Source organism: Methylocystis suflitae (assembly GCF_024448135.1).
Lineage (GTDB): Bacteria > Pseudomonadota > Alphaproteobacteria > Rhizobiales > Beijerinckiaceae > Methylocystis > Methylocystis suflitae.
Window position 1 is genome coordinate 40,088 of record NZ_JAMRYX010000236.1, and the last position, 21,894, is coordinate 61,981.

Annotated in this window: 16 protein-coding genes and 6 pseudogenes; 11 read left to right on the plus strand and 11 right to left on the minus strand. The window is 59.3% G+C overall.

The genetic code is table 11. From position 1 onward, the window contains the following. Window positions 1-9: 9 nt before the first annotated feature. The 6 genes and pseudogenes from rfbC to NEI07_RS18225 all read right to left on the minus strand — a co-directional run bounded on the left by rfbC (window position 10) and on the right by NEI07_RS18225 (window position 6,341). On the minus strand, window positions 10-600 hold the full coding sequence (gene rfbC, locus NEI07_RS18200; protein ID WP_256036562.1) for a dTDP-4-dehydrorhamnose 3,5-epimerase: 591 nt from the start codon (window positions 598-600) through the stop codon (window positions 10-12). Next, complete coding sequence (rfbB, locus tag NEI07_RS18205) at window positions 581-1,657, minus strand: dTDP-glucose 4,6-dehydratase (protein ID WP_256036563.1); 1,077 nt, start codon at window positions 1,655-1,657, stop codon at window positions 581-583. The genes rfbC and rfbB overlap by 20 nt, the downstream gene beginning before the upstream one ends. 1,058 nt (window positions 1,658-2,715) lie before the next feature. After that, a complete protein-coding gene (locus NEI07_RS18210) occupies window positions 2,716-3,009 on the minus strand; it encodes a type II toxin-antitoxin system RelE/ParE family toxin (RefSeq protein ID WP_256036565.1) in 294 nt (97 codons plus the stop codon). Next, on the minus strand, window positions 3,006-3,275 hold the full coding sequence (locus NEI07_RS18215; protein WP_256036568.1) for a CopG family ribbon-helix-helix protein: 270 nt from the start codon (window positions 3,273-3,275) through the stop codon (window positions 3,006-3,008). The genes NEI07_RS18210 and NEI07_RS18215 overlap by 4 nt, the downstream gene beginning before the upstream one ends. A gap of 203 nt (window positions 3,276-3,478) precedes the next feature. Next, window positions 3,479-4,829 (minus strand): annotated as a pseudogene (locus NEI07_RS18220) (IS3 family transposase). A gap of 63 nt (window positions 4,830-4,892) precedes the next feature. Further along, a complete protein-coding gene (locus NEI07_RS18225; RefSeq protein ID WP_256036570.1) occupies window positions 4,893-6,341 on the minus strand; it encodes an O-antigen ligase family protein in 1,449 nt (482 codons plus the stop codon). A 1,039-nt stretch (window positions 6,342-7,380) separates the two neighbouring features. Here NEI07_RS18225 and NEI07_RS18230 point away from each other — a divergent pair. The 4 genes from NEI07_RS18230 to NEI07_RS18245 all read left to right on the plus strand — a co-directional run bounded on the left by NEI07_RS18230 (window position 7,381) and on the right by NEI07_RS18245 (window position 12,390). Continuing rightward, entirely contained in the window at window positions 7,381-8,007 is a 627-nt protein-coding gene (locus tag NEI07_RS18230; protein WP_256036572.1) for a polysaccharide biosynthesis/export family protein, read from the plus strand. A gap of 86 nt (window positions 8,008-8,093) precedes the next feature. After that, a complete protein-coding gene (locus tag NEI07_RS18235; RefSeq protein ID WP_256036575.1) occupies window positions 8,094-10,391 on the plus strand; it encodes a GumC family protein in 2,298 nt (765 codons plus the stop codon). After that, entirely contained in the window at window positions 10,369-11,013 is a 645-nt protein-coding gene (locus NEI07_RS18240; RefSeq protein ID WP_256036576.1) for a J domain-containing protein, read from the plus strand. Before NEI07_RS18235 ends, NEI07_RS18240 begins: the two co-directional genes overlap by 23 nt. A 105-nt stretch (window positions 11,014-11,118) precedes the next feature. Further along, window positions 11,119-12,390 (plus strand): tetratricopeptide repeat protein, encoded by a 1,272-nt coding sequence (locus tag NEI07_RS18245; protein WP_256036577.1) that lies wholly within the window; start codon window positions 11,119-11,121, stop codon window positions 12,388-12,390. A gap of 202 nt (window positions 12,391-12,592) precedes the next feature. Here the strand turns inward: NEI07_RS18245 and NEI07_RS18250 are convergent. Further along, window positions 12,593-13,618, minus strand: a pseudogene (locus NEI07_RS18250) (IS110 family RNA-guided transposase); the annotation flags it as partial. A 635-nt stretch (window positions 13,619-14,253) separates the two neighbouring features. On the opposite strand from NEI07_RS18250, the gene NEI07_RS18255 reads away from it, so the two are divergent. Further along, window positions 14,254-15,396 (plus strand): hypothetical protein, encoded by a 1,143-nt coding sequence (locus NEI07_RS18255; protein WP_256036578.1) that lies wholly within the window; start codon window positions 14,254-14,256, stop codon window positions 15,394-15,396. A 372-nt stretch (window positions 15,397-15,768) separates the two neighbouring features. Further along, window positions 15,769-16,029: pseudogene (locus NEI07_RS18260) on the plus strand (strawberry notch-like NTP hydrolase domain-containing protein); the annotation flags it as partial. A gap of 18 nt (window positions 16,030-16,047) precedes the next feature. On the opposite strand, the pseudogene NEI07_RS18265 reads toward NEI07_RS18260, so the two are convergent. Then, a pseudogene (locus NEI07_RS18265) lies at window positions 16,048-16,224 on the minus strand (IS3 family transposase); the annotation flags it as partial. A 360-nt stretch (window positions 16,225-16,584) separates the two neighbouring features. Here NEI07_RS18265 and NEI07_RS18270 point away from each other — a divergent pair. Together NEI07_RS18270 and NEI07_RS18275 are read left to right on the plus strand one after the other, a co-directional pair. Continuing rightward, complete coding sequence (locus NEI07_RS18270; RefSeq protein WP_256036579.1) at window positions 16,585-16,797, plus strand: hypothetical protein; 213 nt, start codon at window positions 16,585-16,587, stop codon at window positions 16,795-16,797. Continuing rightward, window positions 16,787-18,853 (plus strand): recombinase family protein, encoded by a 2,067-nt coding sequence (locus tag NEI07_RS18275; RefSeq protein WP_256036580.1) that lies wholly within the window; start codon window positions 16,787-16,789, stop codon window positions 18,851-18,853. The genes NEI07_RS18270 and NEI07_RS18275 overlap by 11 nt, the downstream gene beginning before the upstream one ends. Here NEI07_RS18275 and NEI07_RS18280 read toward each other — a convergent pair. Beyond that, window positions 18,853-19,892 (minus strand): annotated as a pseudogene (locus NEI07_RS18280) (IS3 family transposase); the annotation flags it as partial. The gene NEI07_RS18275 and the pseudogene NEI07_RS18280 overlap by 1 nt on opposite strands. Before the next feature lie 65 nt (window positions 19,893-19,957). On the opposite strand from NEI07_RS18280, the pseudogene NEI07_RS19635 reads away from it, so the two are divergent. From NEI07_RS19635 to NEI07_RS19845, 3 genes and pseudogenes are all read left to right on the plus strand, one after another. Then, window positions 19,958-20,074: pseudogene (locus tag NEI07_RS19635) on the plus strand (strawberry notch-like NTP hydrolase domain-containing protein); the annotation flags it as partial. 29 nt (window positions 20,075-20,103) lie between these two features. After that, window positions 20,104-20,412, plus strand: a complete 309-nt coding sequence (locus NEI07_RS19840; RefSeq protein WP_456152485.1) for an ArsA-related P-loop ATPase — start codon at window positions 20,104-20,106, stop codon at window positions 20,410-20,412. Then, window positions 20,412-20,564, plus strand: a complete 153-nt coding sequence (locus NEI07_RS19845; RefSeq protein WP_456152484.1) for a hypothetical protein — start codon at window positions 20,412-20,414, stop codon at window positions 20,562-20,564. Before NEI07_RS19840 ends, NEI07_RS19845 begins: the two co-directional genes overlap by 1 nt. Window positions 20,565-20,797: 233 nt before the next feature. Here NEI07_RS19845 and NEI07_RS19640 read toward each other — a convergent pair whose 3' ends face one another. Together NEI07_RS19640 and NEI07_RS18295 are read right to left on the minus strand one after the other, a co-directional pair. After that, window positions 20,798-21,082: a transposase gene (locus NEI07_RS19640; RefSeq protein ID WP_328516992.1), complete on the minus strand. Its 285-nt coding sequence runs from the start codon at window positions 21,080-21,082 to the stop codon at window positions 20,798-20,800. After that, window positions 21,043-21,615: a helix-turn-helix domain-containing protein gene (locus NEI07_RS18295; protein ID WP_256036598.1), complete on the minus strand. Its 573-nt coding sequence runs from the start codon at window positions 21,613-21,615 to the stop codon at window positions 21,043-21,045. Before NEI07_RS18295 ends, NEI07_RS19640 begins: the two co-directional genes overlap by 40 nt. Window positions 21,616-21,894: the final 279 nt, after the last annotated feature.

Below are 21,894 nucleotides of genomic sequence, written 5' to 3' on the forward strand. Positions count from 1 at the left end.
TTGCCCACTTTACGCAAAAACCTCCGCCAGATCACGCAGCCGCGGCCATTTGCGATCCTTGTCCGACAGCACGGCGCTTCCGGCGGCGGCCGGCCACGCTATCCCGATGTCAGGGTCATCCCAAGCGACGCCGCAATCATGCTGCGGCGAATAGAAATTCGTAACTTTGTAGATGACTTCCGTATCGGGCTCGAGCGTGACGAAACCATGCGCGAATCCGATGGGAATGAACAGCTGACGCCAGTTCTCTTTCGAAAGCTCGACGACAACGTGACGCCCGAACGTCGGCGAAGACCGTCGAAGATCGACGGCGACGTCGAGTATGCGACCACTGATCACGCGGACGAGCTTGTCCTGCGCGAAGGGCGCGGTCTGGTAATGCAAGCCGCGCACCGTCCCGACGTCGCGGGACAATGAGTGATTGTCCTGGACGAAGTCGAAATTCAATCCGGCGTTCGCCCAGGTCTTTTCGTTATGCGTTTCGCAAAAGAAGCCCCGCTCGTCGCCGAATTTTATAGGCGTAACGAGCTTCAGCCCAGGAAGCTCGAGATCTTCAAACAAACAGTCCCCCTGTCGCGCGTCAGGCGACGGCTTCTTCATCTTGCTCGGTAAGCACACCGAGGCGCTCGCCGCGATATGTCCCCGAACGGATCGCTTGCCACCAATCCGAGTTATCGAGATACCAGCGCACGGTTTTGCGAAGACCGGTTTCAAACCGCTCAGCCGGCCGCCATCCGAGTTCGCGTTCGATCTTGGAGGCGTCGATGGCGTAGCGCAGATCATGTCCCGGCCGATCGGCGACGAAGGCGATGAGATCGCGATGCGGTCCGGCCCGCCGCGGACGGAATTCGTCCATGAGTTCGCAGATCGCTTGCACCACGTCGATATTGCGCCATTCGTTGCGTCCGCCGACGTTATAAGATTCGCCGACTTCCCCTTCGCGCGCAACGCGCATCAGCGCCGAGGCGTGGTCCTCGACATAAAGCCAGTCGCGCACATTCTCGCCGCGGCCGTAGATCGGCAGCGGTTTCTCCTCGATCGCGTTGATGATGGTGAGCGGAATGAGCTTCTCGGGAAAATGATAGGGACCATAATTGTTGGAGCAATTGGTGACGATCGTCGGAAGACCATATGTATGGCGCCAGGCGCGCACGAGATGATCCGACCCCGCCTTCGAGGCCGAATAGGGCGACGTCGGCGCATAGGGCGTGTCTTCGCAGAAGAGGCCTTCCGTGCCGAGCGCGCCGAACACCTCATCGGTGGAGATATGCATGAAGCGGAAGGCGCGCGCGCGGGCGCGATCAAGCCGCCGCCAATAGTCGAGCGCCGCCCGCAGCATGACAAATGTGCCGACGACATTAGTCTCGATGAAGGCGGCCGGCCCGTCGATCGAGCGATCGACATGGCTTTCGGCGGCAAGATGCATGACGATGTCAGGCTGAAAATCCTCGAAGGCGCGCGCGACCGCCACCGCGTCGCAGATATCGGCTTGAAGAAAGGCGAAAAGGGGATTGTCGGCGATGGGCCGCAGCGATGCGAGGTTTCCCGCATAGGTGAGCTTGTCGAGAACGAGAATCTGATCGACGCTCTTGCCGATGACGGCGCGCGCAACGGCCGAGCCGATGAACCCCGCGCCCCCGGTGATCAATAATTTCATCAAAGCCCCGCTTTTCGCTATCGCTCCGCCCTGAAATCGCGCCTTCACGCCCGCAAGCTTTATTGCGAAGGCGGCGGTCAGCGCTCAAGCCGTTTACGCGGACTATGTGGCAGAACAACGTCATGGCGCTGCATAAGAATTTGGCTTGGCCGCGCGCGATGGCCTGAATTGCGCGATTGCTGCGCGCGACAAGCGGAGAGGGAACCCATATCAAACTGAGACGACTCTATGGTCGCGTCGGCGTATTACACTCCTCGCGCTAAGATAGAGTGGCGGCTTCGAGCTGTTCGAGGCGATGCTCCAAGATGACCGGTATTTCGGCGTATGCGTTCGCCATCGATTCTGCGGCAGGTGCGATTAGCTGCCGTTCTGGATAACAACACCGCCGAGCAGCCATTTTGCTCTGTCCAATGCCGCGGTCGAATGAATCGCCGCGCGCTGCGAGGCCTCGAAACTCGCCTCAATGAGACCAAAATAATTCTGGAACGGGCGCGCGGCCTTTCAACATCGACCGCGATTCTATCGAAACGGTCGTCGCGTTGACCCCGCTCCAGGGACGACATAGAAGATCCCAGATCTCTGAAAATCCGCATTTGACGCTCGCCCGCCGTCGCGAGTGCGGATGTTGTGTGCATTCAGCCACGTTACGATGGCGTTTAGGCCCATCGGTCCATTGTTATTGACCCCATTCAGCGCCATCCGGTAGATGCGCCGCACCGTCTCGGCTGGATCGGGTCGCTCCGGCATCTTTTTGATCTTCGCGACACGCTGCCCGGCCTCGGCGATTCCAGAATGGCGACGGCTTCTGTAGCGCCGCGTCGATCATCGCTTGGAACGCGGGGCGACGATCATCGGTCGCGGTATCACCGGGTTCGAGGAACTCGGCCGCGGCCTCCCAGCCGCGCTACAGGCAATAGCCTTCGATCTAGCGGCGCTGATCGGGAATTGACAGGTCGCTCTCGGCCTCTCGGCCGGTGGAACGCGAGATAGAGCGCGGCGCGCGGGCCGTCGCCATGACCGTCGGGGTTTCCTCCACGCGAAGCGGGGTGCCATTGCCGCTACTCCTCCGACTCGAAGCTGCGATTTTCACGGCAATGCCAGAGACGCAGGATGAAGATGGTCTCGGCCGCGATCTCGTAGCGCATCTCGTAATTGCCGACGATAATCCGGCGGACCTCACGCGGCACATAGGCTTCCAGCTTCTCGCCGATCCGCGGATAATCGAGTAGCCGCTCCGGCGCGTGGGCGAGCTGCTGGACCACGCGCGTCGCCGCCTCGGGGGCGACCGAGTTTAGATGCTCGTGCAGTCGCACAAGGTCCGACGGCGCCTTGCTGGTCCACTGGATCTTCAATTGACTGGCGAGGGCAGCGGCTTATCCGTTCCAAGGCTGTCGGCCCATGCCTGGATCGCCTGATGGTCGATCACCCGGCCCGCATTGACATCCTCTAAGGCTTCGAGCGTCATACGGTGACGTTCCTCCTCCTGGTCGACCCAGGCAGCGAGCGCCTGCTTCATCACCCAGCCGCGAGAGCGTTCGAGCCGGGCGGCCATTGCTTCAACTTTCTCCGCGAGTCCCAGTGGGACATGCGCGGTCAATACCTTCGTCTCGTTAGCCATCTTTATCACCCGCCATCATTTCGATTAAAATATAATCGAAATGAAGAAGAACAAGATGGTTAGTTTGTGGCACCTCCCTGCGGGGATCGCAGCTCTATCTCCGCTGCGCTCCGTGCGGATCCCTAACGTTGTCCGTCGTCGAATGATTTGAGACAGGCTGGGCTGCGATTTATTGGAGGACGCGGCTCACCTGATGATTGAGTTTAAGCGGCGGTCATTTGATGTTGCAAGCGTCGATTCTCGATTGTGATGCGTTTGATCCTTTCTCTTTCGCGCAGGATTTTTGCGCCGCGTCCGCAGTAGACGTCGGCGGGCGCGAGGTTGTTCAGGCTCTCGTGATAGCGGCGATGATTGTAGTGATCGACGCAGGCGCCGATCTTCGCCTTCAGGTCGCCCGGAAGATAATAATTTTCGAGCAGGATGCGGTTCTTGAGCGTTTGATGCCAGCGCTCGATCTTGCCTTGGGTCTGTGGATGCAACGGCGCGCCGCGAATGTGCTCGATTTTATGATCGTTGAGCCATGTCGCCAGATCGCCCGAGATATAGGACAAGCCGTTGTCCGAGAGCAGACGCGGCCGATGAACGACATGGGCCTGATCGAGGCCGGATGCTTCGAGCGCCATATTCAGCGTCTCGGTCACGTCCTCAGCCTTCATCGTCGTGCACAGCTTCCAGGCGACGATGTAGCGTGAGAAGTCATCGAGAATGGTGCTGAGATAAAACCAGCCCCAGCCGATCACCTTCAGATAGGTGAAGTCCGTTTGCCAGAGCTGGTTGGGCGCGGTGGTCTTGTCCTTAAACTCATCCGCCGCCCTGACGACGATGAAGGCCGGGCTCGTGATCAGATCATGCGCTTTGAGTAGGCGATAGACTGAAGCTTCTGACACAAAATAGTTTTTCGTATCGACGAAGCGCGCTGCGAACTCCCGCGGCGACAGTTCCGGCTCATCGAGCGCCAGTTGAACGATCTCATCGCGCTTCTCATCGGGGATGCGGTTCCAAACGCGCGAAGGTCGGGACGGCTTGTCGGCCAAAGCTTCCAATCCGCCGGACCGATAGAGATCGCACCAGCGGCAAAATGTCGGACGTGCGACGCCGATCTTGTCCAGCGTCTTACTTGCCGGCAGATGCGACTGCTCAACAAGGCGGATGATCTCCAGCTTTTCGGTTGGGGATATCTCATTCCTCGTCTCCCCCATCCGCGATCATACTTTTTTTAAGCAGTCGCAATCCGAGCGCCTGCTCGGCGACGACTTCATTCAGCTCCTTGGCCTGCCGTCGCAGATCCTTGACCTCGCCGGTCGTCGCCGCCCGCCCCGTGTCGCCGGCAAGACGCCGTTTGCCGGCTTCGAGGAACTCTTTCGACCAGGAATAATACAGGCTCTCGGCGATGCCTTCGCGTCGGCACAGCTCGGCGATGCTGTGCTCGCCGCGCAGGCCATCGAGAACGGTGCGGATTTTCTCTTCGGCCGAATGATGCCGGCGAGTCGCGCGGCGAATATCGCTCACAAGCCGTTCAGACGACTGTTTCGGGCTATCGGATTTCTGGCTCATCTTCACTTCCTGACGGTTACGATGAGCCAGAAATCCTCCTTTCAGCAATCCGCCCAGTTTGTCTCAATGGCTCTGACGCCGGACACTGCTGAGTGAAGGACTGAAAACCGAACGCGTGACGGTAGGCCTGATTAACAAGGCGCAGGAAAACGCCAGGATCGCCATCATTGCGGCAGTTCGCAATGGATAGTCGACGAGTGAGTGGCCAAGAAGCAAGGCAACAATCAAAACTGCAGCTCGGATTAAGGATCGATCGATCGGGAGAGGCCCAGGGTTCGAAGGTCCCCACGCGGTTATGCCTCTTCGAAGAAGCCAGTAAACGAAAAACCCAAGCAGCAGAGGACCTACAATCCCAGTCTCCAACCACAACTCAAGCAGATCGTTGTGGGCATGATTGGCGTAGGTGCCCGGGACCAGGTCGTCGCGTCTAGCGAACATCGGATAGGCTGCGACAAACGCGCCGAGTCCAGCTCCGACTGGCATAAAAGTCTTGGCGCCCTCAAAAGTGACGCGGGCAAATATCTTTCGTTCGTCGGCCAGAGGACTGACGTCAAATCGATCAAGCGCTCCTAGCAATTCGGAGCCGCCTACAAAGAGCAATGCGAGCACAACCACGCCGATCATTGCCCAGAGGGTAACCGAAATTTTCGGCTTTTGCCTTTGGAGCGGACTGCTCGGCAGCGCCAAAGCTCCCAAGACCGCTACAAAAGTCAAAACAAGCCCGGCCCGGGAGCGCGTCATAACTACTGCGGCGGCGAGCACGAGGAGCGTCCCTATTATTGCAACAGACCCCGCTATCAAGGGCGCTGTGTCATATTTGCGGCGGTCTTGTCCAGGGAAGGGAAATTGCAGATCGCCGACCACAGTCGGGACCCACGCCGCCGACAACAAGAAGGCGCAATAGAGCAACGCCGCAAAGTGGTTCCGATTGGCAAAAAAACCAACCGGGGAACTCTGATTGGTTATCTGAAAAAGCCGCAGCGAACTATTCGAGCCCTGCGCGAGCTGCATCAATCCGAGAAAGGCGCTCATCACGGCGACCCCGATGACCAAGAGGCTCAAGTACCTGCGCTCTCGCCAGTCGAGCGTCAGGACAGAAAGAAACACCGCCGCAGGCGGCAATAGGGAGAGCGCGGTCAACCAAGACGCTTCCGGAGCCATGCTGATGGTCGCCCACAATGGACGCCGATCAAGGAGCTCAAGAGAGCTGAGGACAGCTTCCCGGCCAGGCAATTTTGTCCAAATCGCTGGCGGCAATGGGATCAGTTGAACTAATACCAAGGCTCCGATGAGGCCGCAAAACGTCAAGGCCCAGCGAAGCGCGCGGTCGTAGGCAGCATCCGTGAGACGCCAGAGTGCGGCGAGAAACAGAGGAACTGAACATAGCTCAAGAATCGCATCAGAAAGAAAACCGCCCTTTGTCCCGCCTCCAAGCAAGAGGCAGGACAGAAGGTTTGTCGCGGAGAGAAAAAAAAACCAAGTCGGCCTGAGGGCCGACATGGCAGACTTCATGGGCTCGCCGGAATAAATACGGGGACTGGCACGTACTGAGTGCTGCCGCCCCCGGTAGCTAGGAGTCCGGCCGCAATGCCACCGCCCGCAGCCGCTATCCCCAGGCCAACAGCGCCCCATTTACGGTCGTCGTCAGGCTGGCCCAACGGGTCGATAATTTGAGCGTTAAACGAACAAGGCGAATGCTTCGACACTCTCGTCAGCGAATTTGCGTGGACATTCACGCTGCAGCCATCGGGATAGACCAGACGGGCGACCCCTTTGCGGCCAACTTTTACCTTGTCTCCCGGAGCAACGTCGGCTGAGCCGCGAACAGAGGTAAACCCATTTTCCCGACCAACCCAGACGTCTCCGGTTACATCTCGAAGCGAAGCCGAATTGGCGGAGCTGCTGGCAAGCAGAGCAGCCAAAAAGAAGATCTTGCTAGGCCTCATATTACACTTCCTTTCTCTGATCAGACGATGAGCTGCAATGATTTCAATCGCCAGCTCGAGCGACTTGCAAACCGTCACGGGAAAAATTCTACCGAGCTATGCGGCACTTAGCAAGGGAACGAGGCGCGACTCATGCGTTTTCCATTCCAGTGTGGCGCCCGCGCAACAGTCTGCCCCCATCATTGGCGCAACCGAGCGCAATTATTCTGACGCGCACTACGCTAAGTTGCTCCATCATTTTGTCAATTTTTGGGTATTTAGGAGTGCCGAGCTGTATGTTCGGATGTAAGGTACTGACTCTCGGCTAAGGATCAATTCGCGAAAATGGGACGTCAAGGAATGCGGCGTTCACAAAAGGACACGCGACGAAACGCAGACAGCAGGAGCGACATTGTCCCAACCTGATTATCTTTTTTGGCACATGCGGTTTGGACGGTTAGTCGATTCCTTTTTTGAGGTGCGCTATGGGGGTTCGTAATTCGAAATTTTTCGGTGGTGGGGTTCTAAGGGCCTCACGGCGGATCTTTGTGTTGAGCTGCTTGATACAGCTCGGTAGCTGCAACGGGGTTCCGGGAGAGAATTCCACATTTGCTCCGCAGTCGAGTTTGGCCGCTGGAGACAGCGCGGAACTCGCGCGCGTAGCGGCAGAGCACGTCGCAGCCTCCACTCCCGGAAACGCCGGCTATTTGGTAGGCCCGCAGGATGTTTTGGCTATCGCCGTGTTTCAGGCGCCGGAACTCACCCAGACGGTGCAGGTCGACGAGAATGGAGTCGTCAATTTGCCTCTTCTAGGTGAGGTGCCGGCTGCGGGGAAGAGCCCCTCTCGACTCGAGAAGGAAATTCAGGCGCGCCTCAACGCCCGTTATATGAAATCTCCGCAAGTAACTGTCTTTGTTAAAGAATACAACAGTCAGAGGGTTACCGTAGAAGGAGCGGTAAAAACCCCAGGGGTGGTCACCCTGCGAGGCGATCACACTCTTATGGAGGTGATCGCCAAGAGCGGTGGGTTGGATCGAGCGACGGCGTCGAGCAATGTCGTCATTTTCCGAACGGCTGATGGCGCGCGCACTGCCACTAGGTTTGATATTGCCGCCATTCACGGCGGAACGGAACGCGATCCGCAGGTGCGCCCCGGCGATGTCATCGTCGTCGACGATTCTATGGCGAAGTCGGGATTCAATGCATTGATGCGACTGCTGCCAATAGCGGGCTATGCAGTTGCCATCCTTTGAAGGCTTCACGTCAGACGCATCTGTCGCAGAAATAGCACTTTTATCGCCCGATCGCTGGGGCGCCATCGACACGGGGAAGGTACGATATGAGTGACCATCATAGCAGCGCGTTGTCTACGCAGGACAGCGCGTTGGCAAAAAACTCGATGGTCCAGACCCGTGGTTCTGAGTTGCCGGGGTACGGTTACCGCGAGAGCGGAGGAAGCTTCGCCGAGACTGCCGGTGCGCTCGCCGGCATGGATTTGCGCGCAATCTGGCGCATTCTCAGTAAGCGAAAATGGTTGATCGGTGGCTGCATTGCTGCGTGTTTGCTTTCCGGACTGCTGTGGACCCTCTTGAAAAAACCACTCTACACTGCGTCTCTTCGACTGGAGATCGCGCGCTCCGCGCCGAAGATGTTCAAAGGGGATGATATCGGATTGCACGAAAGCGACGCGGCCGATCTTGCAACAGAGATTGAACTGCTCAAAAGTCACAACCTTGCAGAACGGGTGGCGTCGCTGACCCACTTTTCGCGTGACTTGTCAGGACAGCCCGCTTCCGCGTCGAGGGCAGAAGGTTCTGGCGAGAATGGCAAAATTGGGAGTAGAGATGGTGTGCGCGAAGCCGCGAAGGTGATTCTTGACGGTCTTTTAATCAAGCTGGCGCCAGGCACAAGGCTCGTTGATATAAGTTACACTGATCCGCAGCCCGAACGAGCGCAGAGAATTGCCAATGCTTATGGCGAGGCCTTCGTCGCAACCAACCTTGATAAACGATTTCAGGCTAATGCTCACGCAAAATCGTTCCTTGAAGATCAGCTCGTACAAATAAAACATCGTCTTGAGGATTCCCAAAAGGCCATGATCGCCTTCGCAGAAAAGGAGCAGATTATTGCGACGACTGATAAAGCATCAATTACGGAGAACGAGCTAACCGCCGCCAACGCTGCTCTCGGCGCCGTTATCGGCGAGCGCATCAAGAACGAACAGTTGTGGCGACAGACCCAAAACGCCTCAGCGTTCGATTTGCCACAGATATTAACGAACAAAGCAATCGGGGACTTGCGAAGCCAACGCGGGCAACTTGTCGCCGAATACCAAGAAAAATCGGATACATTCCGTGCAGATTACCCGGCTATGATTCAGCTCAATAACAAAATCAAGGAGATCGACCGTCAGTTGGGTATTGAGACAAAGATGATAAAGTCGTCCCTCAAAGGCGCCTACGATGCTTCGCTTGGTCAAGAAGCAGACATGAAACAACGAATCGAGAAGCTCCGCACAGAAGCGCTTGACCTACAAAAGCGTAGCATCAGGTATAATATACTGAAGCACGAGGTGGAGACAACTCGTTCTCTCTATGAGAATCTGCTGCAGCGTTACAAGGAAGTGGATGTGGCGAGCGGAGTTGGAACAAACAACGTATTTATCGTCGATAAAGCTCAGCTGCCAGTTAGTCCTAGTTCGCCTAACATACCTAAGGCCTTTCTGATCTCCCTAGCACTTGGACTAGTCCTCGGGGTTGGGGGCGCTTTCGCGCTCGAACAATTCGATGATATTATCTACTCGCCCGTCGAGGCCGAGTTGGCATCGGGATTGACGCTTCTGGGCGTTATACCTAAGACCAAGCCGCCGCAGACTTTTCAAGCGGCGTGCGAGGATCTCCGCTCGCCTATCTCAGAGTCGTTCCGATCGTTATGCACTTCGTTGCATTACTCTACGGAAAATGGTGTTCCCAAAACGCTATTAATTACGAGTTCCAGACCCGGTGAAGGAAAATCAAGTGTTGCATTGGGCGTTGCCCACCATTTCGCCGCGACTGGCCTTAAGGTGCTTCTCCTGGACTCCGATCTTCGTAATCCATCGCTCCACAAGAAGACTGGTTTGGACAACAGCATTGGGCTCAGCAGTTATCTGACGCACAATTGCGAAGTCCGCGATGCAATTCGTCGAATTGAAGAGACGAACCTGTATGCCATGACATCAGGCCCGCTGCCGCCGAATCCCGTTGAATTGCTCCACGGACCGAGATTCGCTTCTTTGCTGTCGGTGGGCGGCGAGATCTTTGATTTAATTATTATCGACGGTCCTCCCGTTATGGGAATGGCGGACTCGTTGATACTCGCAAATATGACCAGCACCACACTGCTTGTTATCGCAGCTGGGGAGGGACGAACTCATATGGTCAGAGGCACTCTGAAGCGCCTTGGCCTGGCGCGGGCAAGACCGTTGGGTATGATCCTTAACAAGTTTGCCGCGACCTCTGCCTATGGGTATGGGTATGGGTATGGGTATGAGTATGGATACGGGTATGGCGCCGAGATGGCGGCTGATAGTGAGAAGCTCGAGAAGCAGCCTGAACATCCTCGGAAGCTGAACAGTGGCGCTGCAGCGGCATCATGAGGACATCTCTGCGGTCAGGGCGGCGCTCGATCTATTGGCGCTGCCTTCGCGTCGTCGCTACATGCGAGAGAGTCCTCTGCCAGGAGACATTGTTTTGCTCTTGCGGATCGTCGTAGACGACCCGAATACGGTCAATAGCTCCGCAGCATGGACCGAAGCGTCCCCTAAAAGGCTACGTCAGGCTGCGGAGTTTTACATCGAACAAGTGATGCTAGCGCCGCATTCCGATAGCTACCGGGTGCTCGGGGGCCAACGGAACGCTACCGCCGCTGAACTGCGTCAAAATCTAGGATATCTGTGCAAGTGGTTGCATTCAGACGTCTGCCAGAACACGATGCAATCCGTGTTTTTGCTGCGTGTCACTCAAGCGTGGAATGACCTCAAAACGCCTGAGCGTCGCAGCGCCTACGACGCCAAATTGGACGCGCGGTTGTGGGCACCGAATGCCTCTCGTCGAAAGCGAGATCAAAAGACAAATCCGGATCGGCGAAAAGGCATGGGGTTGCTGCCGATGGTCGATACTTGCGGCGGCCGAAAGCGGCGTTCACCAGATGGAAGGGGCGCCATCAATTTTTGGCGTGAATTGGCAGACTTCGTGTTCGGCCCGTGTTTACGGCGATGAAACAGGCTTAAAAACGAGAGTAATTTGATGCTAAAAGACTGGGTGCCCCATGATTATGCCGGCATGGAACCGCCTCCCTCCCCTCGGGAGCGTGTAGGGGTTCGGTTGAAGCCAATACGACTAACGGTTTTTGCCTTCCTTGCACTAGCGCTCTGTTGGTTAATCATTGTCCATAGCGTCGCAGCTTTTTTGGCCACGACAGCGCCGAGATCTGCGCTGTTCCTGAATTCCAACGAGGCGAGATCGCTCGTTACTGTCGCTGACGCGGAGATCAATTCTTCAGAGGACCGCAATGGCAATACAGCTGATCGACCCCGACTCACGCCGCAGCGTTTAACGATATTGCGCAGGCAAATTCAATCAGCGGTCGCTAACGATCCGCTTCCATCGAAAGCCTACCGGTTGCTGGGACAAATTGCCGAACTTCAAGGCTCCGCCCAAGAGGCGGAGAAATTCATGCTGGCCGCCACGCGTCATTCGCTCGACGAAAGTTTAGCTGTCGACTGGTTGATGCGGAGAAATTTCGAAAGGAAGAATTATGCAGGCGCGGCCTTTTACGCGGACGTGCTCCTGCGATCAACAAGTCGAATGAGCAGTGCGATGCCAATTTTGGCGCATATGGCGGAAGACAAATTCGCCAAGCAAGAAGTTGAAAGGCTTCTCTCCGCCAATCCACGCTGGAGACCTTCGTTCTTCAACGCGCTAGGACCGTATCTCACTGACGCGCGCGCGCCATTTCATCTGCTCTTGAATCTTAAAGATAGTAAGGCGCCCCCGACCAGGAAAGAGCTTAACGCTTATCAGACGTTTCTATTCAGTCACAAGCTATATGAACTTGGCTATTACGTTTGGTTGCAATTTTTAGCGCCAGAGGAATTTGAGTCTGCTGGGTTCTTATTCAACGGCGATTTCGAGATGCGTCCGTCAGGCGCCCCCTTCGATTGGCAGTGGCCCGCCGGCGGTAACGTTGTCGTCAATTTTGCGCCGAGGCCTGAAAACCCTAGAGCTCATGCGCTTTTAATAGAGCTCGGCCCAGGCCGGGTAGAGTTTCCCCGCGTGACCCAGGCCGTAGTTCTGGCCCCAGGCTCATATTTGCTCAAGGGATCTTTGATGGGCGAGGTTGCGGGACCTCGCGGCCTGCAGTGGAGCGTCAAGTGTATGGGCGGGTCTACAATTGGCACAAGTGAAATGGTTCGCGGGTCGTTCCCGAATTGGCGCGCCTTTGAATTTCCATTCGTCGTGCCAGAAGCCGGTTGCTCCGCGCAAATGGTACAGCTTAGCCTAGCGGCGCGGTCCCCCTCGGAACAATTAGTCAACGGAGAAATTTGGTTCGATAAGATTTCAATATCGCGGGCAAACGAAAGCACGCCTAATTAAAGGTTCGGCCGCAGTTCTATCGCACTGTAGATCGTTCTCGCGACGCAACAGAACGGATCGAGTTGTTTCCTGTGCCGTGAAAGCGAACGCGGAAGCGTTTCCGCTCGGCCTCCGTAGAGACCCCATCCCGCCGCGCTCGCTGGAGGACGTTCAGCAGACGAAAGGTATCCCTTGCGGTCGCGGCGATCATCTTCGAGGCGCCTGCTGCAGCGGCCTTTTCACTCTCGAACCGGAACTCGGCGCCGTCGACCCACATCCGATGGAGGATGGTCGCGAGCTTGCGGGCGATGGCGACCCTGGCTCTCGCCAGGCCGCGACGTTTGGCGATCTTCATGCCCCATGCGCGCAGGATTGACCACTTCTTGCTGCGAACCAGCAGCGAATGCGCCGCCTCATAAAGAGCCGTGCGCGCCAGTTCGTCGCCACATCGGCTGACCCGCCCTTGGATGTCCGTTTCGCCGGATTGATAGCGTCGTGGGGTCAAACCCAAGTGAGCGCCGACATCCCTCGATTTACGGAATCTTTCCGGCTGATCGATCGTCGCTCGAAAAGCGAGAGCCGTCAGGGGACCGACGCCCGGAGCGCTCATCAATCGGCGGCAAATAGGCTCGTCCCGCACGATGTCGAGAACCTGTTTGGTCAATCTTGCGAACTCACGCAGCATCGTGCCGAGAATTTCGAGCAGAGGCTCGATCATGCGCGCCAAGCCGTGCTCGTCCTCGATCAGCTCTCGGGCGCGGACGACGAAGTCCCTTCGCGCCGGAGTTCCGAGCTTGAGGCCGGTTTCGCGCATGATGGCCCGAACCACGTTTTCGATCGATCGCATCTTGTTGAGAACCGTCCGGCGCGCGACCAAGAGCGAACGCCAGGAACGGCAAGTCGATGTTTTTACATGCACCGCGCGGAACCAGCCAGTCCGCATGGCGATCGCGCGCGCATCGTTGCGATCGGTCTTGTTCGGCATGGCGCCCATGGCCGCCTTCGCCTGTCGCGACTCGATGCAGATCGCCGGCCACCCAGCGGCTTTCAACTCACCATGCAACCATGCCGTCAACGAGCAAGCTTCCAATCCTAAACGCTCCAGCGGCAGGCCAAGGTTCGAAAGGAGAGCGTCGAGCGCTTCCGGTTCGCTGGCCGCGCGCGCCTCCTTCATGATCTGGCCAGTCTCGTCGACCACGCAAATCGCGGTCTCTTCCAATGACACGTCCAGTCCGGCAAAATACTTCATGGCTGCTCCTTCCCGATGCTCGTGGCCATTCGACACCGACCACGTTCTCACATCTCGACAGGAGCAGCCGCCTTCATCACACCTCGGCCAAGACCAATCACCCCATCTGTTTGTTGATACGCCCGAGGGCGCGGATGGAGCAACAGGCGATCGGCGGAGCTGGTCGGGGTTGCGCAGCCGATCGCCTGTTGCGGTGAGATTGGCCGCATATTCCGCCGGCGTCGCGTAGCCGAGCGAAGAATGTGGGCGTCGATGATTGTAGAACGGGGCTTGAGAAGGCCCACAGGACCGCCTGCGGGGAGGTTCTCTGACGTAGCCCCTTAATTGCCCGGACACGGCCCACCCTTAAGATAAGGGTAAGGAGTAATGCCGTGTCTATGACTGGTTCTTTTCCGAAAGCCGAAATCCTGACCGACCCGCAGCGCCGGCGGCGGTGGGAGCCGCCGGTCGTCTGTGCACCGTTTGATTCCGTTCACGGCCATCGCTGATCTCCCCGAGGCCGAGTTCTTTGCGTGACGCGGCCGGCCGCAAAATCAGCCACAATTCCGTGCGAGACTGGCGCAAACTGCCCCGGGCGTTCTGCGTCAAAAGGCCTCGCCGCAGAGCGCAGCCGCGCGTTTTTGAAGGACGGATGCATGAACGAAGATGAGCGCCGCCGCACTATCGCCCAGTTGCAGGAATTGGTGCGCGACCCACACATCGCCAGCGCCGGCAAAAATCCTCAGGTCGAGTTCCCTCGCGAAAGGCGCGTCGAGGCTCCCGCGCGGGCGGCCGATCTTGCGAGCGGGCGGGGGGCGCATGCCGCTCCCGACGGACGGGTTCGAAGACCGACTCCTCCGCTGCAGGGGCGGGGCTCGGAAATCAAAGGTTTGGGGCCGCGAGGGCACGGTCGGCAGACGGCTTCTGCGGACATCCTCGCGGAAAGAGCGGAGATGGCGCTGTCGCCTGGGGCCGATCCATCAGATGCTATGCGCGATCATCGCAATGATGAGGACGAGCTGGAAGATTTCCTTCCTGAGCACGAGGAACAGTTTTCGACATCCGCGGCCGCCGTCAACGTCATATCACGTCGCTATCTTTTGGGAGCGTCGGCGATCGTCATTGTCCTTGGATTGGCGGCGCTCGCCGCAAGCTTCGCTTTTGACAGCGTGGGGGAGACGGCTCAGAACCTTGAGCCAAAGACGTCCGAGCTGGAGCAGGAGGAGACGCAAGCGCAGGCTATGCCCCGGGACATGCCGGCCGGCGACCCGCAGCTATCTTCGGCGCTTCGGGATAAAGTCGAAGACGCAAGCGAGGCGTCGCCACCCAGCGAGAGCGGACCGGTGGCGAGCGAAGCGAACCGCCCTCCTACCGCTTCGCCACAGCAAGTACAGGATCCGCTTGCGGCGGCGGCTCAGCTCGCGCAGCCAATGGCGAGCTTTAACGCGCCAGCTCTCCCGACGGGCGCTTTCTTGTCGCAGGAGCCCCCACAAGCTCCTGCGGCGGGGTCGACAAAAGAAACTCCCGGAAGATCAGGCAAGATCGCTCACGCTCGCGGCGAGACGCCGGGTGAGCCCCTTGCTGGTTCCCCACAATCGCCGCCCAAGAGAGCGCCTCTGCCGCGGCGCCGCTCCGTCAGCTCGCCATCGGAGCGCCCGAGCGCGAAAACTGCACAGGGCGAGCAGGACGGAGGCGCCCCTCCACAGGAAACGCCTCGTGACACGGGCGGCGCGGAAGCCCACCGGCCCAGCGAGTACATTCTGCAACGCGCGCTCGACGCGCTCAACGGCTCGGAATGAGCCCCTTAATTGTCGAGATTGGAGTGGAGGACGCGAGTGGTGAACACGATCGCGCAGGTGCCGACGGAGGGCGGCGACGTCGAACGCGCGTCGGGTGGCGACGTTGCATCAGAAGCGCATCGCTAACCATTTCAAAATAGGTTTTTTTAGGGGCATCTGAATTTTGAATTTCTTACGGTTATCATCGAAACCGCTCGCCTGTCACGCCGGAGGTCGCGGTTTCGAGCCCCGTCTCTACAGATCATTTCCCCGCGAGTTCCACACTCTCCAGCGCGAGAGACTATCAGCGTCCTAAACGACGGCGACAGTGGCAATTTTCGGGAGCCTTTGTCGAACGTGCAGTGAACGAACCGTGCCGAGTCTTGTGTCTGAGTCCAATCCGCCGCCATGGCGTCCATCGCACCGCCAAATCCCTCCTATCGGCCGCATATCTGCCAAAGGGCGTCATCGAGTCCGGACTTCTCTCCGACGCGCAGCTCGAGAGCGTCATTTACGCTGGCGAGGCTCATGGCGGTCATCTCGCCGGTTCGTTCCTCGTCAACGAAAGCTTCGATATGGTTGCTGTCGCGCCGGACGACGCCGGAAAGGCGGTGGGCTTTCGACGTCGACGGCACGGGCGCCGGAAAGGGCCGTTGACCTGCCCCTGAAGTTTCATCCAGCGGCAATTAGAGTCGCGGTGTTTGATACGCCCGAGGGCGCGGATGTAGCAACAGGCGATCGGCGGAGCTGGTCGGGGTTGCGCAGCCGATCGCCTGTTGCGGTGAGATTGGCCGCATATTCCGCCGGCGTCGCGTAGCCGAGCGAAGAATGCGGGCGTCGATGGTTGTAGAACGGGGCTTGAGAACGCCCACAGGACCGCCTGCGGGGAGGTTCTCTATCGGCTTCATCCGTGGTTCGGGCGCGAAGTTTTCATCCATGAGGCTATCGACAAGATCGATGGCGTCGTGTTCCGGTGCTCAGTCGACGGCTCAAACGTCAAGCGGCTGCTCGAGGTCCCCGCGTGGATGTTCGATCGCGCTGCATGCGCGTCAGAAGTCAGCTTTACTTCCGTCCCCGCCGTCAGTCTGCAAGCGCTCAACGCATTATCCTCCCTGCTGGATCAGGTGTTGAAGGATACGGCGCCATCATCGAAAGCCCCGGTTCCGAGCGCATCCAGAGTCTCTCACGACCAGAATCAGGGAGAGACCCATGGCGCGGAAGACGACGGCATCGGTGAGCGGGGATCGGCGCAAGCGCCTCGCTGCACAGCAGATGGATTTGTTCGCGCGCCAGTCGGCCGCCGGCGCGCCCAGTTGGCTCGACCTGCCAAAGGATGCGCGCCAATCACTGGTCGACCTGATGACGCGGCTGATCCTGGAGCATGTGCGGACAAAGACAATGGGAGACGGTCATGATCGCTGAGAAGATCGGCTGTCACCATCTGGAACGGAAGGCGATTCTCTATGTGCGCCAATCATCAGCCCACCAGGTCCTGCACAACCGCGAGAGCGGCGCGCTGCAATACGCGATGCGCGATCGGCTCACGGCGCTGGGCTTCTCCAACATCGAAGTGATCGACGAGGATCTCGGCCGCTCGGCTGCCGGCAGCGTGCAACGCGCCGGTTTCGAACGGATGGTCGCCGAGGTTTGCCTCGGCAAGGTCGGCGCCGTCTGCGCCCGAGAAGTCTCGCGCTTCGCCCGCAATAGCCGCGATTGGCAACAGCTGATCGAGATGTGCCGTGTCGTCGACACGGTTCTCGTGGATCAGGAGACGGTCTATGCGCCTCGGCACGGCGACGATCGTTTGCTGCTCGGGCTCAAAGGGAGCCTTAATGAATACGAACTCGATCTTCTGCGCCAGCGCTCGCTTTCCGCTCGTTACGCGAAGGCGCGGCGAGGTGAACTCGTCGTCGCGGCTCCGGTGGGCTTTGTGAAGGCCGACGACCGATACGAGAAGGATCCGGATCGGCGCGTGCAAGCGGCAATCGCGTTGGTGTTCGACAAAATCGAGGAACTTGGCAGCGCGCGACAGGCGTTGCTTTGGTTCCATGAGCACAAGCTCGACCTGCCGGTAAAGCAGAGGAACGGCGAAACGACCTGGCGACGGCCCAACTACGCCACTCTTCACAGGATGGTCGAGAACCCGGTCTACGGCGGCGCCTATGCCTATGGTAGAACGGCGGCGACGAATAGATACGGCGCCAGCGCCGGTGCGCAAATCCGCCGCAAAGCGCGCGCCGACTGGCTCGCACTGAAGCCCGGCGCCCACGACGGCTATGTGAGCTGGGAGAGGTTTGAAGCGATCCGCACGATGGTCTCCAGCAATATTCCAAGCAGCCGGCATCATGGAGCGCCCAAACATGGCGACGCCCTGCTCGCCGGTCTGATCCGTTGCCGACGCTGCGGACGCAAACTGACGCTGCGCTATACCGGGGTACGTCATCATATCCCGCGTTACAGCTGCTCGCGCGGCTGGATGGATAATGGCGAGCCGCGCTGCATCGCGTTCGGGGGCTTGCGCGTCGACGATGCTATCGAAGAAGCGCTTCTCGGTGTGGTCGGCCCCGGCGCCATTGCCGCGGCGATCGCCGCAACCGAGGAGGCTGTTGAGCGGCGGGATCAAGTGCGCGACGCTCTCGGCCGCGATCTTGAGGCAGCGCGTTACGCCGCAGATCGCGCCTTCAGACAGTATGACGCCGCCGACCCCACCAATCGGTTAGTCGCCGGCGAACTCGAGGCGCGCTGGAATACTGCACTTGTCCGCGTCGCCGACCTTGAAAGCAAGATTGTTGCGCACGAGACGGCTTCTCCGACGCCGACGATCGATCCAGCCGCGCTTGCCCTGCTGGGAGCGAACCTCAAAACGGTCTGGTCGGCTCCGACGACGGACGCGCGATTGAAGAAGCGCATCGCGCGCACGCTGATCCACGAAGTCGTGGCCGATATCGACGACGACGCTTCCGAAATCGTCATCGCCGTCCATTGGACGGGTGGCGCGCACAGCGAGCTTCGCTTGCCCAAGCGCCGGCGCGGACAGCGCAACAGCACACCCGCCGACATCATTGCCGCCGTACGCGAACTGGCGTTGATCGCAAGCGACGATTTGATCGCCGGCTTTCTCAATCGTAACGGGCTCCAGACCGGCCACGGCAATCGCTGGACCCGCGAGCGCGTCACCTCGTTGCGTTCGCATCATCGCATTCCGGTGTTCAAAGCCGCCGCCGATGGCGTCGAGCCTTGGCTCAATCTCTCCGACGCCGCGCGCGTCCTGAAGATTGCTTCGAAGACTCTGCGGCTGGCGGCCGAGGCCGGCGAGATCGACGCGCGCCACCCTTTGAGCGACGGTCCCTGGATCTTCGCACGGGTCGAACTCTTGACGGACGCCGCAAAATCGATTGCAGAACGCGCCCGACGAAACACCAGATACCCCGCGGGACCCAACCGCGACCAGCAAAGCCTCTTCAACTCAATGACATAGACAGATGGGTGTTCTGATGCGTGGTTGTAGTCGTTGACCCAGGCGCCGATATTCGCCCGCGCGTGGTCGAGGCCCAAGAACAGCGTTTCATTCAAAAGCTCATCGCGCATGCGTCCGTTGAAGCTCTCGCAGAAGCCGTTCTGCATCGGCTTGCCCGGCGCGATGTAATGCCACTCGATTTTGCTTTCGTTCGCCCAGGAAAGGATGGCGTTCGAGGTGAACTCCGTCCCATGATCGGAAACAATCATTCCCGGCTTGCCGCGCCCCCGGATCAGCGTCGACAACTCACGAGCGACACGCTTGCCCGAGATCGACGTGTCGGGGATCGCCGCCAGGCATTCGCGCGTCACGTCGTCGACGATGTTGAGGATGCGGAACCGCCGGCCACAGGCGAACTGGTCATGCACGAAGTCCAACGACCAGCGTGCGTTCGGCCTTGGCTCGATAAGGATCGGCGCCCTTGTTCCGACAGCGCGGCGGCGGGCGCGGCGCTTGCGCACCGTGAGTCCTTCCTCGCGATAGAGCCGGTAGATGCGGTTCTTGCCCGAACGCTCGCCTTCCTGACGCAGCAAGACGAACAGCCTCCGATAGCCAAAGCGGCGGCGCGCGTTGGCGAGCTCCCGAAGTCTTTCGCGCAGTTCCGTATCCGCCGGCCGCTTTGGCGCATAGCGGACCGTCGCGCGGTCGATGGTGACGATGCTGCAGGCCCGACGCTCCGAAAGGCCCATGACGGCCCCAAGGTGCGCGACGGCTTCGCGCTTGGCGGCGGGCCCTACCATTTTTTTGCCAGAAGCTCCCGCAGCGCCGCTGCGTCGAGCATCTGGTCCGCCAGAAGCTTCTTCAGCCGCGCGTTCTCCTCCTCGAGCGCCTTCAGACGCTTGGCTTCGGAGACGTCCATCCCGCCAAACTTGGCTTTCCAATTGTAGAGCGTCGCTTCAGAAACCGCATATTTGCGTGCCAGATCGGCGACCTTCGCGCCCGCTTCCTGCTCCCGCAAAATGCCAATGATCTGCTCTTCCGTGAACCGCTTCTTCTTCATCTCGTCCGTCCTGCAATAGGCCGGACTCTAATCGATCATGGAGGAGTTTCTCAGGGGCACGTCACCGTCAGATTGCGGGCGTCGTCCTCGACAATTGGCTCAAAGGGCGCCGCAAGGCGCTCTGGATCTCGAAATCCGACAAGCTCATCGAGGACGCCCGGCGCGACTGGGCGGCGCTCGGTCAACGCTGCATGGTTCGCTCGACAATCTGATGGTCAGCCGCATCGACCCGCACGCCGAAACCGAACGCTACCGGCAAGAGGTGCTGAGGACGAAGGGCGCAAAGCTCGACGCGCAGGGGCGCGCTTTGCTCGAAGAGGATTTGCGCTCTCCCTGCACGGAAGAAATCGCCGTCTTTCAGGCATTCTCGCGCATCATCCGCGAAGCTGGCGAGAAATTCGTGGTCATGGACACTGCGCCGACCGGCCACACGCTGCTGCTCCTGGATGCGACGGGCGCCTATCACCGCGAGGTCGCGCGGATGCTGGACGCCAAGGGCGCGCATTACATGACCCAATGATGCAGCTTCAGGACCCGAATCGGACGAAGATCCTCCTTGTCACCTTGGCGGAAACGACGCCTGTCCTCGAAGCGGCAAATCTTCAAGCAGATTTGCGCCGTGCGGGCATCGAACCTTGGGCATGGGTCATCAATAATACGATTTCCGGCTGATTACTTCGCATTGGCGATTTTCGACCACCAGTGGAAGCCGATTCGGCTCTTGACGGCGTCGCGTTCGTCGGCGGGAGCGACGCATCTTCGGGAGACGATCTCGTCCAACTCCTCGATCGTGGCGAGATGCTTGTTGACGATGGGCTCGTCGACGAGCGCCCACAGCGTCTCTGCCGGCTGCAGTTCGGGCGTGTAGGGTGGAAGAAAAACCAGGCGCGCGCCTTCGGGAACGTTCAGCCCCAGCCAGCGTTGTCGATGACGAGAACGATGGTTCGCTCATGGCAGGCACCGGCCTCGCGTGCGAAGGTTGCGAGCAACGCCTCGAAGAACGGCTTCGACACGCCGTCGTGCACATACCAGAAGGTCTCGCCCGTCGCCGGCGACACGAAAGCGGCGACATAGAGCCAATCGAAGCGATGATGGCCCGGCGCGATCGGCCTTTCGCCGACAGGCGCCCAGACGCGGCGCGTGACGGGCTTCAGCCCGAGCCGATGTTCGTCGCTCGCGAAGACCTCGATCGGCCGGTCGGGATGCTTTTCGGCTTCCTCGGAGACGGCGTCTTCGAGCTTTTTTTGAGCGCCGCCGCTTCGTCGGGCGCGGCCGACTTCGGATTTTTCGGACGCGGCGTCTGGATCGACATGCCGCAAGCCTTCAGCGCCTCCCAACCGCGCTGAACGGCGACCTTCTCCAGCCCCAGTTCGCGTGCAAGAAAAGCTGCGACCTTGGCGCTCGTCCACAAGCCGCCGTCGCTGGGGGGATCGTTCAATCGAAGGCGAAGTTTTTCGAGAACGTCCAGCTTCAACACGCTTGGCCCAGAGCCGTTGCGGCGGAGCAGATCGCCCAGAGACTCGGGACCTTCCGCGTTGTAGCGCGCGGCGAGTTGCTCGATCCAGCGCCGACCGAACGACGTCATCTCGACGACCTTGCCGACGCTGTGTCCCTTGGCGAGAAGCCAGATCGTCTGAAAATGCCGCGCCTCGCGCGCGTCCGAACTCGAAACATACCGCTCTCGCAACGCCTCGACGCTCAAATGCGCGGCTATCGTCGTCATGACCCGCCTCCAGCGATTCATGACTACACAGTCTAACTGCTTCGAGTCGCCCAGGGGATCCCACCCCGCCCGAGTCAATCAGCCGGAAACCTTATAACAGCGTGGCTGCGGCGCATCCGCGCTCGCCCCTCTTACGCAAGCGCGCCGAGAACGAACTGGCGGAAGTGAAAAGGTCGCGACAGACCATGCCAGCCGCTACTCCGTCGTGCCGCTGCTAAGGGACGAGCCCGTCGGGGCGCCGCGACTTCTCGAATTGGCTGGCCATGCGACGGCCCCTGA

Bases quoted from the DNA above. Each gene is read 5' to 3' on its own strand.
- rfbC (WP_256036562.1), bottom strand. From the start codon at position 600: ATGAAGAAGCCGTCGCCTGACGCGCGACAGGGGGACTGTTTGTTTGAA.
- rfbB (WP_256036563.1), bottom strand. From the start codon at position 1,657: ATGAAATTATTGATCACCGGGGGCGCGGGGTTCATCGGCTCGGCCGTT.
- NEI07_RS18215 (WP_256036568.1), bottom strand. From the start codon at position 3,275: ATGGCTAACGAGACGAAGGTATTGACCGCGCATGTCCCACTGGGACTC.
- NEI07_RS18225 (WP_256036570.1), bottom strand. From the start codon at position 6,341: ATGAAGTCTGCCATGTCGGCCCTCAGGCCGACTTGGTTTTTTTTTCTC.
- NEI07_RS18235 (WP_256036575.1), top strand. From the start codon at position 8,094: ATGAGTGACCATCATAGCAGCGCGTTGTCTACGCAGGACAGCGCGTTG.
- NEI07_RS18255 (WP_256036578.1), top strand. From the start codon at position 14,254: ATGAACGAAGATGAGCGCCGCCGCACTATCGCCCAGTTGCAGGAATTG.
- NEI07_RS18270 (WP_256036579.1), top strand. From the start codon at position 16,585: ATGGCGCGGAAGACGACGGCATCGGTGAGCGGGGATCGGCGCAAGCGC.
- NEI07_RS18275 (WP_256036580.1), top strand. From the start codon at position 16,787: ATGATCGCTGAGAAGATCGGCTGTCACCATCTGGAACGGAAGGCGATT.
- NEI07_RS19840 (WP_456152485.1), top strand. From the start codon at position 20,104: ATGGTCAGCCGCATCGACCCGCACGCCGAAACCGAACGCTACCGGCAA.
- NEI07_RS19845 (WP_456152484.1), top strand. From the start codon at position 20,412: ATGCAGCTTCAGGACCCGAATCGGACGAAGATCCTCCTTGTCACCTTG.
- NEI07_RS18295 (WP_256036598.1), bottom strand. From the start codon at position 21,615: ATGACGACGATAGCCGCGCATTTGAGCGTCGAGGCGTTGCGAGAGCGG.